Annotated in this window: 15 protein-coding genes; 1 reads left to right on the top strand and 14 read right to left on the bottom strand. The window is 59.9% G+C overall.

Features of this window, described 5'->3' with window-relative positions; translation table 11 throughout:
- Positions 1 to 15: 15 nt before the first annotated feature.
- The 14 genes from HHL21_RS04950 to HHL21_RS05015 all read right to left on the bottom strand — a co-directional run bounded on the left by HHL21_RS04950 (position 16) and on the right by HHL21_RS05015 (position 12,612).
- Complete coding sequence (locus tag HHL21_RS04950; RefSeq protein ID WP_169464143.1) at positions 16 to 438, bottom strand: F0F1 ATP synthase subunit epsilon; 423 nt, start codon at positions 436 to 438, stop codon at positions 16 to 18.
- A 57-nt stretch (positions 439 to 495) separates the two neighbouring features.
- The gene (gene atpD / locus HHL21_RS04955; protein WP_169464144.1) at positions 496 to 1,896 is read right to left on the bottom strand and encodes a F0F1 ATP synthase subunit beta; all 1,401 of its coding nucleotides are present in this window, start codon (positions 1,894 to 1,896) and stop codon (positions 496 to 498) included.
- 33 nt (positions 1,897 to 1,929) lie between these two features.
- Entirely contained in the window at positions 1,930 to 2,805 is an 876-nt protein-coding gene (gene atpG, locus HHL21_RS04960; protein WP_169464145.1) for a F0F1 ATP synthase subunit gamma, read from the bottom strand.
- A 56-nt stretch (positions 2,806 to 2,861) separates the two neighbouring features.
- Entirely contained in the window at positions 2,862 to 4,403 is a 1,542-nt protein-coding gene (atpA, locus tag HHL21_RS04965; protein WP_169464146.1) for a F0F1 ATP synthase subunit alpha, read from the bottom strand.
- 69 nt (positions 4,404 to 4,472) lie between these two features.
- Complete coding sequence (locus HHL21_RS04970) at positions 4,473 to 5,006, bottom strand: F0F1 ATP synthase subunit delta (RefSeq protein ID WP_169464147.1); 534 nt, start codon at positions 5,004 to 5,006, stop codon at positions 4,473 to 4,475.
- Positions 5,007 to 5,008: 2 nt separating this feature from the next.
- Complete coding sequence (locus tag HHL21_RS04975; protein WP_131429850.1) at positions 5,009 to 5,479, bottom strand: F0F1 ATP synthase subunit B; 471 nt, start codon at positions 5,477 to 5,479, stop codon at positions 5,009 to 5,011.
- Between the two features lie 73 nt (positions 5,480 to 5,552).
- A complete protein-coding gene (gene atpE, locus HHL21_RS04980) occupies positions 5,553 to 5,810 on the bottom strand; it encodes a F0F1 ATP synthase subunit C (protein ID WP_169464148.1) in 258 nt (85 codons plus the stop codon).
- A 90-nt stretch (positions 5,811 to 5,900) separates the two neighbouring features.
- Entirely contained in the window at positions 5,901 to 6,740 is an 840-nt protein-coding gene (gene atpB / locus HHL21_RS04985; protein WP_169464149.1) for a F0F1 ATP synthase subunit A, read from the bottom strand.
- A 1-nt stretch (position 6,741) separates the two neighbouring features.
- Positions 6,742 to 7,179, bottom strand: a complete 438-nt coding sequence (locus tag HHL21_RS04990) for an ATP synthase subunit I (protein WP_370659666.1) — start codon at positions 7,177 to 7,179, stop codon at positions 6,742 to 6,744.
- A 130-nt stretch (positions 7,180 to 7,309) separates the two neighbouring features.
- Positions 7,310 to 8,206: a ParB/RepB/Spo0J family partition protein gene (locus tag HHL21_RS04995; RefSeq protein ID WP_169464150.1), complete on the bottom strand. Its 897-nt coding sequence runs from the start codon at positions 8,204 to 8,206 to the stop codon at positions 7,310 to 7,312.
- Between the two features lie 19 nt (positions 8,207 to 8,225).
- Entirely contained in the window at positions 8,226 to 8,996 is a 771-nt protein-coding gene (locus tag HHL21_RS05000; protein WP_169464151.1) for a ParA family protein, read from the bottom strand.
- A 114-nt stretch (positions 8,997 to 9,110) separates the two neighbouring features.
- Entirely contained in the window at positions 9,111 to 9,758 is a 648-nt protein-coding gene (gene rsmG, locus HHL21_RS05005) for a 16S rRNA (guanine(527)-N(7))-methyltransferase RsmG (protein ID WP_169464152.1), read from the bottom strand.
- Entirely contained in the window at positions 9,758 to 11,686 is a 1,929-nt protein-coding gene (gene mnmG, locus HHL21_RS05010; protein WP_169464153.1) for a tRNA uridine-5-carboxymethylaminomethyl(34) synthesis enzyme MnmG, read from the bottom strand. Before mnmG ends, rsmG begins: the two co-directional genes overlap by 1 nt.
- Positions 11,687 to 11,847: 161 nt before the next feature.
- A complete protein-coding gene (locus HHL21_RS05015) occupies positions 11,848 to 12,612 on the bottom strand; it encodes a sulfite exporter TauE/SafE family protein (RefSeq protein WP_169464154.1) in 765 nt (254 codons plus the stop codon).
- Positions 12,613 to 12,735: 123 nt separating this feature from the next.
- Between HHL21_RS05015 and HHL21_RS05020 the strand changes: the two genes are divergently transcribed.
- Positions 12,736 to 13,902: an iron-containing alcohol dehydrogenase gene (locus tag HHL21_RS05020; RefSeq protein WP_169464155.1), complete on the top strand. Its 1,167-nt coding sequence runs from the start codon at positions 12,736 to 12,738 to the stop codon at positions 13,900 to 13,902.
- Positions 13,903 to 13,905: the final 3 nt, after the last annotated feature.

Below are 13,905 nucleotides of genomic sequence, written 5' to 3' on the forward strand. Positions count from 1 at the left end.
TCCTGCTGTTACTGCTTAGCGCTTTTGGCGCAGCCTGGCGATTGCAGCCAGCTGGGCGATCGCCGTCGCCAGTTCGGATTGCGCCTTGGCGTAGTCGATTTCGGATTCGCGGTTGACCATCAGTTCTTCCGCTTGTCTTTTCGCTTCCAGTGCTTTCGCTTCGTCCAGGTCGCCGCCGCGGATCGCGGTGTCGGCCAGGACCGTCACTGCGTTCGGCTGCACTTCCAAAATGCCGCCGGCGACGAAGACGAACTCTTCTTCCGCCTGGCCAGGCACCTTGATCCGTACAGCACCCGGCCGAATGCGCGTGATCAGCGGGGTGTGCTTCGGGTAGATACCCAGCTCACCTGCTTCACCCGGCAACGCGACGAACTCGGCTTCGCCCGAAAAGATGCTCTTTTCGGCCGATACCACGTCAACGTGAATTGTGTTTGCCATGTGTGTCCTATCGGGTTAAGACGCCGCGCTGTCTCCAGCGCGGCGCTTGTGCCAGTCTTAGCCGAGCTTCTTGGCTTTTTCGATTGCTTCGTCGATCGTGCCAACCATGTAGAACGCTTGTTCCGGCAGGTGGTCCAGCTCGCCCGATGCAATCATCTTGAAGCCCTTGATGGTGTCCTTCAGCGAAACGTACTTGCCTGGGGAACCGGTGAAGACTTCAGCGACGTGGAACGGCTGCGACAGGAAACGCTGCATCTTACGTGCACGCGCCACCAGCAGCTTGTCTTCCGGCGCCAGTTCGTCCATGCCCAGAATCGCGATAATGTCACGCAGTTCCTTGTAGCGCTGCAGGGTGCCCTGGACAGCGCGCGCGGTGTCGTAGTGCTCCTGGCCAACGACCAGCGGGTCCAGCTGGCGCGAGGTCGAGTCGAGCGGGTCGACCGCAGGGTAGATACCCAGCGATGCGATGTCACGCGACAGCACGACGGTCGAGTCCAGGTGGGCGAAGGTGGTAGCCGGCGACGGGTCGGTCAAGTCATCCGCTGGAACGTAGACGGCCTGGATCGAGGTGATCGAACCGGTCTTGGTCGACGTGATACGCTCTTGCAGGCGGCCCATTTCTTCGGCCAGGGTAGGCTGGTAACCCACTGCGGAAGGCATACGGCCCAGCAGTGCGGATACTTCGGTACCTGCCAGCGTGAAGCGGTAGATGTTGTCCACGAAGAACAGAACGTCTTTGCCTTCGTCACGGAACGATTCAGCGATCGTCAGGCCGGTCAGCGCGACGCGCAGACGGTTACCTGGCGGCTCGTTCATCTGGCCGTAAACCATCGCTACCTTGGAGTTCTCTGGGTTTTCCAGGTCAACAACCTTGGCATCAGCCATCTCGTGGTAGAAGTCGTTACCTTCACGGGTACGCTCACCGACGCCGGCGAACACGGACAGGCCCGAGTGTGCCTTGGCGATGTTGTTGATCAGTTCCATCATGTTGACGGTCTTGCCTACACCTGCACCGCCGAACAGACCGACCTTACCACCCTTGGCGAACGGGCAGACCAGGTCGATCACCTTGATGCCGGTTTCCAGCAGGTCTTGCGATGGCGACAGTTCGTCGTACGCAGGAGCCACGCGGTGGATCGATGCCGTCTGCGCGTGCGAGACAGGACCGCATTCGTCGATCGGGTTACCCAGCACGTCCATGATGCGGCCCAGCGTGGCTTTGCCAACTGGAACCATGATCGGTCCACCGGTGTTCTGGATCATCATGCCGCGACGCAGACCGTCGGACGAGCCCAGCGCAATGGTACGGACGATGCCGTCACCCAGCTGCTGCTGTACTTCCAGGGTCAGTTCGGAGCCTGCCATTTTCAGTGCGTCGAAAACCTTCGGCATTGCGTTGCGCGGAAACTCAACGTCAACAACTGCGCCGATACACTGAACGATTTTGCCATCAGCCATGTTCGTTCCTTCAATATTTATATAAAACTGGGTTTAGACCGCTGCCGCACCGGCGACGATCTCGGAGAGTTCTTTGGTAATCGCAGCCTGGCGGGTCTTGTTGTAGATCAGCTTCAGTTCGCCAATGACGTTGCCGGCGTTGTCGCTTGCCGACTTCATCGCCACCATGCGCGCCGATTGCTCGGACGCCAGGTTTTCTGCGACCGCCTGGTAAACCAGCGCTTCCACGTAACGCACCAGCAGTTCATCGATCACGGTCTGCGCTTCCGGCTCGTAGATATAGTCCCAGGAGAGACTATCCTTGTCAGCCTGCAGCTGCGCGGACGACAGCGGGAGCAGTTGCTCGACCATCGCCTCTTGCTTCATCGTGTTGACGAACTTGGTATAGCAAACGTACACCGCGTCGAGCTCACCTGCCTCGTAGCGGTCGAGCATGACTTTTACAGGCCCGATCAGCTTGTCGAGGTGCGCGGTGTCGCCGATCTGGATCGCGTGCGATACCACCTTGACACCCACCCGGTTCATGAACCCCAAACCCTTGTTGCCAATCGCAACAACTTCAATCTTGTTGCCAGCCGTTTCCAGCTCGCGCATCTTTTGCGTCACCAGGCGCAGCACGTTGGTGTTCATGCCGCCGCACAGACCCTTGTCGGTCGTGACGACGATGAAGCCAACTGCCTTCGCGCGCACGCCCCTGGCTTGCGCCATGAACGGGTGCGTGTACTCTGGATTAGCAGTAGCAAGGTTGGAGGTGATGTTACGAATCTTGTCACTGTAGGGACGGGCTGCACGCATCCGGTCCTGCGCCTTGCGCATTTTGGATGCGGCGACCATTTCCATCGCCTTGGTGATCTTCTTCGTATTCTCTACGCTCTTGATCTTGCCACGTATCTCTTTGCCTACTGCCATGAGTCCTTACTCCTTATGCATTTGGCGCCGCGGTCACTTGCGGCGCCGAACCGCCATTAAAATGCGCCGGATTTCTTGAAGTCGGCAATTGCGGCAGCCATGGCAGCTTCGCCATCTTTGTCCAGTTGCTTGGTCTCTTCAATTTTGCTCAGGAGCGCAGCTTGCTTGGTCTTCATGTAGCCATGCAGGCCTGCTTCGAATGGCAGCACTTTCTTGACGTCGACGTCGTCGAGGTAGCCCTTGTTCACTGCGAACAGCGACACGGCCATCAGCGAAATCGGCAGCGGCGAGTACTGAGCCTGCTTCAGCAGTTCCATCACGCGGGCGCCGCGGTCCAGCTGCTTGCGGGTCGACTCGTCCAGGTCGGAAGCGAACTGCGCGAACGCAGCCAGTTCACGGTACTGCGCCAGGTCGGTACGGATACCGCCGGACAGGTTTTTGATGACCTTGGTCTGGGCGGCGCCACCGACGCGCGATACCGAGATACCTGCGTTAATCGCAGGACGGATACCGGCGTTGAACAGCGAGGTTTCCAGGAAGATCTGGCCGTCGGTAATCGAAATCACGTTGGTAGGAACGAACGCCGAAACGTCGCCTGCCTGGGTTTCAATGATCGGCAGTGCGGTCAGCGAGCCGGTCTTGCCGGTGACTGCGCCGTTGGTGAACTTCGACACGTAGTCGGCGTTCACGCGTGCTGCGCGCTCGAGCAGGCGGCTGTGCAGGTAGAACACGTCGCCTGGATAAGCTTCGCGGCCCGGCGGGCGGCGCAGCAGCAGCGAAATTTGACGATAAGCGACAGCTTGCTTCGACAGGTCATCGTAGACGATCAGTGCGTCTTCGCCGCGGTCGCGGAAGTATTCGCCCATCGCGCAGCCCGAGTAGGCCGAGATGTATTGCATCGCTGCCGATTCCGACGCCGACGCTGCGACAACAATGGTGTACTCCATCGCGCCGTGCTGTTCCAGGGAACGCACGATGTTCTTGATGGTCGATGCTTTCTGGCCGATCGCAACGTACACGCAGGTCATGTTCTGACCCTTCTGGTTGATGATCGCGTCAACTGCCACAGCCGACTTGCCGGTCTGGCGGTCGCCAATGATCAGCTCGCGCTGGCCACGGCCGATCGGTACCATCGCGTCGATCGACTTGAGGCCGGTCTGCATTGGCTGCGACACGGATTCACGGGCGATCACGCCCGGAGCGATCTTTTCGATCGGTGCGGTCAGGGTGGTGTTGATCGGACCCTTGCCGTCGATCGGCTGGCCCAGTGCATTGACCACGCGGCCACGCAGTTCAGGACCGATAGGTACTTCCAGGATGCGGCCGGTGGTCTTGACGACGTCGCCTTCCGAGATGTGCTCGTAAGCACCCAGGATGACGGAGCCGACCGAGTCGCGCTCGAGGTTCATCGCCAGGCCGAAGGTGTTGCCTGGGAATTCCAGCATCTCGCCCTGCATCACGTCCGACAGACCATGGATGCGGCAGATACCGTCAGCGACGGAGATAACCGTGCCTTGGTTGCGAACTTCAGCGGAACCTTCGAGGCCCTGGATGCGGCTCTTGATCAGTTCGCTGATTTCAGATGAATTAAGTTGCATAATGCTAACTCCTAATAGTTTCTTGATGCGTAGGGCAAGGGCGTTGCCGTGGGCGAGTGCGAATGTCGGTCAGGCAGCCAGCGCAACGTGCATCTGTTGCAGCTTGGCGCGCACCGAGGTGTCGAGCACTTCATCGCCTACGACCACGCGCACGCCACCGATCAGTGCTGGATCCACGTTGACCGTTGGGTTGAGCTTGCGGCCGAATTTCTTTTCCAACAGAGCGACCAGCTGGGTTACCTGGGCATCCGAGATCTCGAATGCGCTGGTGATCTCAGCGTCAGCGGCGCCGGCGTCGGCATTTTTCAGTACCTGGAACTGCTCGCCGATTTCCGGCAGCAGCGAGACGCGGCCGTTTTCAACCAGCATCTGGATGAAATTGGTCGCTTCAGGCGTCACTGGCGACTTGACCAGCGAGGCCAGGGTAGCGGCCATGACGGTGTCGGTGACGTTCGGGTTAGCCGCAAACGCCTGCACATCAGGGTTGGCGCCAACTTGCGCCAGTTCGGACACAAGTTCGGACCAGGCCGCCATGTTGCCTTGTTTGGCAACACGGAACAGCGCTTCGGCGTAGGGACGGGCGACGGTTGCGAGTTCAGCCATGATTACAGCTCGACAGACAGTTGCGACAGCAGGTCGGCGTGGGCCGCTGCGTTCACTTCGCGCTTGAGGATCTGTTCGGCGCCACGGACCGCGAGGGTCGCGACCTGGCCGCGCAGTTCTTCGCGTGCACGTACTACCTGCTGCTCTGCTTCGGCTTTGGCGCTGGCCACGATGCGGGCAGCTTCTTCCGATGCGGTTTTCTTGGCTTCGTCGATGATCGCAGCGGCGCGCTTTTCAGCGTCGCCAATGCGCTTCTGGCCTTCGTCGCGTGCGGTCGCCAGTTCGGCTTGTGCGCGCTTCTCGGCTGCAGCCATTTCTGCCTTGCCACGGTCTGCTGCGGCCAGGCCACTCGCGATCTTCTCTGCACGCTCGTCGAGCGCTTTCATCAGTGGAGGCCACACGAATTTCATCGTGAAGCCCGCCAGGATGAAGAAGACCACGAACTGGGCAAACAAGGTTGCGTTTAAGTTCACGGTATTTTCCTTCTCACAAAAACGGATGCCGAACCGCGATGGTTCGGCTATTCAGGCAAAACGGTGCGCGGACTTAGGCGCCAACGACCATTGCTTTGAACGGGCTTGCGAATGCGAACAGCATTGCGATACCAACACCGATCAGGAATGCCGCATCGATCAGACCAGCCAGCAGGAACATCTTGGTCTGCAGGGTGTTCATCAGTTCAGGCTGGCGAGCCGACGCTTCCAGGTATTTGCCGCCCATGATAGCGATACCGATACAGGCGCCGATAGCACCCAGGCCAATGATCAAACCGCAAGCCAAAGCAACAAAAGAGGTATCAGTCATGAAAGTACTCCAAAGGTTAAATTAAAAATTTTGATTAAAAAACTACAACTTCGTTACAACCACTATCTTTCGATTCTTTTGCAGCGTCGATCAGTGGCCTTCATGAGCCTGACCGATGTAGACCAGCGTCAGCATCATGAAAATGAATGCCTGCAGGAACACGATCAGGATGTGGAAGATCGCCCAAATCGAACCTGCCACCACATGGCCGAGGAAGCCGAACGTGGTCGCCATGGAACCGAGCAGTGCAATCAACAGGAACAGCAGTTCGCCGGCGTACATGTTGCCGAAGAGTCGCATACCGAGCGACACCATTTTTGCTGCATATTCGATGATGTTCAGGAGCAGGTTGAACGGCGCCATCCAGATGCCGAACGGCGCGGTCAGCAGTTCCTTGACCCAGCCGCCGAAGCCTTTGATCTTGATGCCGTAGTAGATCATCAGGACGAACACGCCCAGCGAGATACCGAGGGTACCGTTCAGGTCGGCGGTAGGCACGACGCGGTGGTAGGCGATGACGCTATCCCAACCCATCAGTGCGAAGAAGGACGAGAACATGTCGACTGGCAGGAAGTCCAGCGAGTTCATCAGGGCGACCCAGACGAACACGGTCAGTGCCAGCGGCGCGATGAAGCTGCGGTCGCCGTGCACGATGGCTTTCGACTGGTTTTCAACCATTTCGACCAGCAGTTCGACGGCAGCCTGGAAGCGGCCCGGCACGCCGGAAGTGGCGCGGCGCGCGGCCGACCACATGATCAGCGAACCGACCACGCCGGCGAAGATCGACCAGAAAATGGTATCGATGTTGAAGACGGTGAAGTCGACGACGAAGGTCTGATGCTTGTTCGAAAGGTGGCCAAGGTGGTGGCTGATGTATTCTGATGCAGTCGGTGCATGTGCTGCCGCCGCGCCTTCAACTGGTGTGCTCATGTCAGTGCCTAAATAATAAGATTATGTAACTTTTCAGCGCCACGATGAACCCGGCCAACATGGCCAGCCAGTTCAGATCGCGGTAGAGCAACGCGGTCGCCGCAAGGAGCGCCAGCGTTAATGCAATCTTTATAAATTCCCAGATAAAAAACGAGAACGGGTTGACCCCGCCTGGCGTTTTCGAATTGACGTACAGGCGAAACGCCATCAATCCATTGGGCACGACACAACATAATCCGCCCAGCACAGCCGAAAACATCGCAGGCATTCCCCCGAGCAGTGCGGCGAAAGCGCCAGCGACTACCGTTACCATCAATTGCAGGGAGACTAAGCGCAACATTTTTTCTTCTTCGCGCCAGCCGTTTGTGAAATGCCGTGTTTCGGGTCTAGGATTACGTGAATCAGCGGGATTATAGCGGTTGATGATGAACTGAGTCAAATACAGCGGGTCATCAATATGGGGACAATTGTTGAAAAACCACGGTAAATCACGGGCTTAGACGCGCATTCACACCTGAAACGTCACCCGTGCGCAGCCCCGCTCCCGCGCGGGCGGGAGCGGGCTGGAATCAGGCGCGCAGGCGCGCCAGCACGCCGTCGAGGATATCCAGATCGGCAAAGTCGATGATCATCTGGCCTTTGCCCTTGGCGCCCATCTTGAAGACGACCGGGGTGGCCAGCTTGTCCGACAGCTCTTCTTCGAGGCGGACGATGTCGCCCGACTTTTCCTTCTGGCGCGCTTCCGCCGGCGGCGCCGACTGTTCTTCCATCGTGCGGGTGACCAGCTTCTCGGTCTCGCGTACCGACAGGCGCTTGGCGATTACCTGGTTGGCCAGGTTGATCTGGCTGGCCGCGTCGACCGCCAGCAGCGCGCGCGCATGGCCCATGTCGATATCGCCCGCCATCAGCATGGTCTGCACCGGGCCGGCCAGGTTCATCAGGCGCAGCAGGTTCGACACCGCGCTGCGCGAGCGGCCGACCGCGTTGGCCGCCTGCTCATGCGTGAAGGCGAAATCGGAGATCAGGCGATGAATGCCCTGGGCTTCTTCCAGCGGGTTCAGGTCTTCGCGCTGGATGTTCTCGATCAGCGCCATCGCGGCCGCGGCCTGGTCGTCGACGTCGCGCACCAGCACCGGCACTTCTTCCAGCCCTGCCAGCTGCGCCGCGCGGAAACGGCGCTCGCCGGCGATGATCTCGTACTTCACCGCGCCGGTGACGCTGTCCTGCCCTACCGGACGCACCAGCACCGGCTGCATGATGCCCTGGGTCTTGATCGACGCGGCCAGTTCGGCCAGCGCGCCTTCGTCCATGCGGGTGCGCGGCTGATATTTACCGGCCTGCATCTGGCTCAGCGCCAGCACGGATGGCTGGCCCTGTTCGGCGGAGGCGCCGTTGCCATTGCCGTCAGCGCCGCCAAGCAGTGCGTCGAGGCCGCGGCCGAGGCCTTTGAGTTTTTTGGTAGCCATGCGTTGTTACTCTCTCTGATTACATTGTCTTGATACGTTTGACCATCTCGGCGCCGAAAGCGATGTACGCCTGCGCGCCTTTCGAGGCGGGGTCAAACACTACGCCAGGGATGCCGTACGACGGCGCCTCGGCGAGCCGCACATTGCGCGGGATGATGGTCTTGAATACCTTGTCGCCGAAGTGTTCCTCGAGCTGCGCCGAGACCTGCTGCGACAGCGTCATGCGCGGATCGAACATCACGCGCAGCAGGCCGATGATCTTCAGGTCGGTGTTCAAGTTGGCGTGCACCTTCTTGATCGTGTTGACCAGGTCGGACAGGCCTTCCAGTGCGTAGTACTCGCACTGCATCGGGATGATCACGCCGTGCGCGGCGCACAGGCCGTTCAGGGTCAGCATCGACAGGGCGGGCGGGCAGTCGATCAGCACGAAGTCGTATTCGCTGTCGACGGCCGCCAGCGCATCCTTCAGGCGGCGCTCGCGCTGCTCCAGCTGGACCATTTCGACCTCGGCGCCGGCCAGCTCGCGGTTGGACGGCAGCACATCGAAACGGCCCGCCTCCGAACGCATGCGCGCGGTGTTGACGTCGGCCTCGCCGAGCAGCACTTCGTAGATCGATGATTTGAGGCCGGCCTTGTTGATGCCGGCGCCCATTGTCGCGTTGCCTTGAGGGTCAAGGTCGACCAGCAGCACGCGCTGGTCAAGCTTGGCCAGTCCCGCAGCCAGGTTCACGCTGGTCGTGGTCTTGCCTACCCCGCCCTTTTGGTTTGCAACGCAGAATATCTTTGCCATGTATGTTCTTATCGTAGACGCAACAATAACGATTTATACCGTTTATACTATCTAAACCGTTGATACGATTTATTCAGTATATCGGGTATAAACTATTTATACCGTTTATATGGTTTACTCGGATCGCTTGATGAAAACGAGGTGCCGCTCCGCGTCCAGCCCCGGTACCTTCAAGGCCTGCAGCCCTGTCGTTTTCCACTCTGCCGGCAGCCTTTCCTGCTCCTCCGGCGGCGCCACGCCTTTCAGCGCGATGAATTGCCCGCCCTGCGCCAGCAAATGCCCCGACCAGTTGACGAAATCGGACAGGTCGGCAAAGGCCCGCGATGTGATGACGTCAAAAAGCTGTTTCACCTGCAGTTCCTGCACCTTGGCCGTGTAGACCGTCACGTTGGCAAGTCCGAGCTCCGCCTTTACCTGGGTCAGGAACGCTGTTTTCTTATGCACCGTGTCGATCAGCGATACTTTCATGCCTGGACGAGCGATCGCCAGCACGATGCCCGGCAATCCGCCCCCTGCCCCGACGTCCAGCACGTTCTGCGCTTCGCTGAACGCAGGAACGGCGGTCAGCGAGTCGAGCAGGTGTAAGGTCACCATCTGCATCGGGTCGCGCAGCGACGTCAGGTTGTATACCGAATTCCATTTGAACAGCAGCGCAAGATAGTCGAGCAACTGTTCGTGCTGTGTCTCGTTCAGGTCAAGCTTGAGTTCCTTGATGCCATCGGCCAATACTTGCGCCACTGCGGCGCGGTCGAAGAATTTCATCAAGCGAGCTCCTCGTTCAGCGAGGCAAAGCCTTTTGCTCCGCGCTTCTTCAAATGTACCAGCAAAAGTGAGATAGCGGCAGGTGTCACTCCGGAAATTCTTGATGCCTGGCCAAGAGTTTCGGGACGCTGCTTGTCCAGCTTCTGGCGCACTTCGATCGACAGCGCGGTCACGTCGAGATAATTGAAAGTCTCCGGCAGCTTCAGGTTTTCGTAGTGCTCGTGGCGTTCGACTTCCTTGGCCTGGCGGTCGATATAGCCGGCGTACTTCAACTGGATCTCGATCTGCTCCTTCACGGCCGGGTCCTCGACGCCCGGTCCGGCCAATGCCTGCCCTTCCGCGCCGACCATCCCCATCAGGGTGTCGTACTGCACGCCCGGACGGCGCAGCAGGTCCGCCAGCGAGTATTCGCGCTCGATGGCCTGGCCGATGACGCGCTCGGATTCCGCAGCCGCGAGGATGCGCGGGTTGACCCAGGTCGAGCGCAGGCGCTCGAGTTCACGTGCGACGGACTCGCGCTTGGTCTCGAATGCTTGCCACTGTGCATCGCCCACGCAGCCCAGCTTGCGGCCGATTTCGGTCAGGCGCATGTCGGCATTGTCCTCACGCAGGCTCAGGCGGTACTCGGCACGGCTGGTGAACATGCGGTACGGCTCGGCGACGCCCTGGGTGGTCAGGTCGTCGACCAGCACGCCGAGGTAGGCGTCGGCACGGCCCGGCACCCATGCGTCGCGGCCCTTGCTCTGCAGCGCGGCGTTGATACCTGCCAGCATGCCCTGCGCGGCCGCTTCTTCGTAGCCGGTGGTGCCGTTGATCTGGCCGGCGAAGTACAGGCCTTTGATGGCCTTGGTTTCGAGCGACGCTTTCAGCCCGCGCGGGTCGAAATAATCGTATTCGATGGCGTAGCCCGGGCGCAGGATGAAGGCGTTTTCCATGCCCTTCATCGAGCGTACCAGCTCCAGCTGCACATCGAATGGCAGGCTGGTCGAGATCCCGTTCGGGTAGAACTCGTTGGTCGTCAGGCCTTCCGGCTCGAGGAAAATCTGGTGCGATTCCTTCGCCGAGAAGCGATGGATCTTGTCTTCGATCGACGGGCAGTAGCGCGGGCCGACGCCTTCGATGACGCCGGTGTACATCGGGCTGCGGTCGAGACCGGCGCGGATGATGTCATGGGTGCGCGCATTGGTGTGCGTAACCCAGCACGGGACCTGGCGCGGGTGCATCGCGGTGTTGCCCATGACCGAGAACACCGGCACCGGATCGAGGTCGCCCGGCTGCTCGGACATCGCGGAAAAATCGATACTGCGGCCATCGATGCGCGGCGGCGTACCGGTCTTCAGGCGGCCCTGAGGCAGCTTCAGCTCCTTCAATCGGGCCGACAGCGACATCGCTGGCGGATCTCCTGCCCTGCCCGCTGAATAGCTTTGCAGGCCCACGTGGATCTTCCCATCGAGGAAAGTACCCGCGGTCAGCACGACTGCAGCCGCACGGAACTTGAGGCCGATCTGCGTGACGGCGCCGACGACACGGTCGCCCTCCACCATCAGGTCGTCCACCGCCTGCTGGAACAGCCACAGGTTCGGCTGGTTTTCCAGGCGTGAACGGATCGCCTGCTTGTACAGGATGCGGTCAGCCTGGGCGCGGGTCGCGCGCACAGCGGGACCTTTCGACGAGTTCAGGATGCGGAACTGGATGCCGGCTTCGTCGGTGGCAATTGCCATCGCACCACCCATCGCATCGACTTCCTTGACCAGGTGGCCCTTGCCGATTCCGCCGATTGACGGGTTGCAAGACATAGCACCGAGCGTCTCGATGTTGTGGGTGAGCAGCAAGGTCTTCTGGCCCATACGGGCAGAAGCGAGTGCGGCTTCGGTACCGGCATGGCCGCCGCCGACGACGATGACGTCGAATTCAGTTGGAAATAGCATGATGGAAAGCGCAATGCGAGGAGTGAGGCCAAATTATAGAGTCTTTTCGTATGGAAGACTCGGAATGGGCCGAATTACGACGGAAGAGTTGGAAATTGTTTCACGTGGAACAGTCGAGTGATCGCATCGGCGGTATGTTCCACGTGAAACAATGAGCTACGTCACCACTTCACGAAGGCATCGTAAGCGGTTTTGAGGATGAGAACTGACACGACAACCAGGAACAGTCTCCGGACGAACGCACTGCCGTGCTTAATCGCGAGCTTGGTTCCGACCAGCGATCCTGCAACCTGGCAAGCCGCCATCATCAGGCCGAGCTGCCACAGCAGGTGGCCGCTGTAGCCGAACCACATCAATGCCGACAAGTTACATGCGACGTTGACTACCTTGGCAGCAGCGGACGCACTCAGGAAGTCGAAGCCGAAGAAGCGGACAAACAGGAACATCAGGAAGCTACCGGTGCCGGGGCCAAAGAATCCGTCATAGAAACCGATCCCCGCCCCCATCGCCACCGCGAACATCCGTTCGGCATTGCCGCTGTGGACGGGTGCGTGAACGCTGCCGAAGTCCTTCTTCCTGAACGTGTAGACGGCTACCGCCACAAGAAGGATTGGCAGCAGGGCGCGGACAAAGTCGGCTGGAACCTTGGTGACGGTATAGGCGCCTGCGAACGACAATGCGAAGGCTGCCATGGCTGCAGGTGCCGCCGCGCTCCATGCGACCCGGACACGCCTCGCGTAATTGACCGCGGCGGCGCCGGTGCCAAAAATGCCGGCCAATTTACTGGTGCCAAGCAAGGTCGCGGGAACCTCTTTCGGAAAGAGGGAAAACATGACGGGCAGCTGGATCAACCCGCCCCCGCCCACCACCGCATCCACCAGGCCGGCAAGGAAGGCCGCGCTTCCCAGCATCACCACATCGATCATTACCGCTCCAGCACGTCAAAAGCAATATTGTACGGAAGAACGTTTCGCACTGCCGGCAGCAGGATTTCCTCTTACGGTAGCATCGTGTAAGCTGAACATTCAACGCACCGGAGCCAGAAATTCATGACCGAGTTCAAAGCCTTCACCTTCATTACCGTTCCTCATATCGTGTCCGAGCCAGGCAGTGCCCGAGAGCTGGGCAAGCACATTGCCGCACGCTTCCCGGACGTCCGGCGTGCCTTGATCGTCACCGACCCGGGCTTCCTCCGGACCGGGTTGGTGGAAGCGCCGCGCGCGAGCCTGGAAAAGCAGGGGATAAGCGTCCAGGTCTTTTCGGACGTGGTGGCGGATCCACCGGAAGGCGTGGTCGTCAGCGCAGTGAATTTTGCACGCGCTCACGACACGGACATCGTGATCGGCCTGGGTGGCGGCAGCTCGATGGACGTCGCGAAACTGATCGCCGTCCTGGCGGGCAGCGACCAGCCGATTTCAGAAATCTACGGAATAGGGAACGTGAAGGGCGAGCGCCTTCCGCTGGTACAGGTTCCGACCACCGCAGGCACTGGCTCCGAAGTCACGAACATCGCCATCGTGACGACGGGGGAGACGACCAAAATGGGTGTGGTCGCGCCGCAGCTATATGCCGACCTCGCCCTCCTTGACGCGGAGTTGACTCTGGGCCTGCCGCCGCTCGTTACAGCGGCAACCGGCATCGATGCGATGGTGCATGCGATCGAGGCGTTCACCAGTCGCCACAAAAAGAATCCGATGTCGGACAATCTGGCGCGTCAGGCATTGTCATTACTTTCTGGCAACTTAATGACGGCCTGTGAGAACGGTGGAAACCTGCACGCCCGACAGGCGATGCTGCTTGGAGCTTGCTTCGCGGGCCAGGCATTTTCGAATGCCCCGGTCGCCGCGGTCCATGCACTCGCCTACCCTATCGGCGGAATCTTCCATGTGCCGCACGGTTTGTCCAACTCGCTGGTACTGCCGCATGTGTTGAGGTTCAACTTGCCGGAAGCAACGAGCCATTACGCGGAACTGGCGTCGGTCGTGGCACCGCATGTCAGCGGGAGCGAAGAGGCGCGGGCGGAGGCGCTGATTGCTGCGATGCAGCAAGTGGCGCGGATGACCGGGATAGAGACGGCGTTGAGGCAGGTGGGTATAGCGGAAGCGGACCTGGACAGGCTGGCCGATGATGCGATGTTGCAGACAAGGCTGCTTGGGAATAATCCGAGGGATGTGACGCGGGCGGATGCTTACGCGATCTACGCAGCCGCCCTTTAGAAA

Source organism: Massilia polaris (genome assembly GCF_012927275.1).
Lineage (GTDB): Bacteria > Pseudomonadota > Gammaproteobacteria > Burkholderiales > Burkholderiaceae_D > Telluria_A > Telluria_A polaris.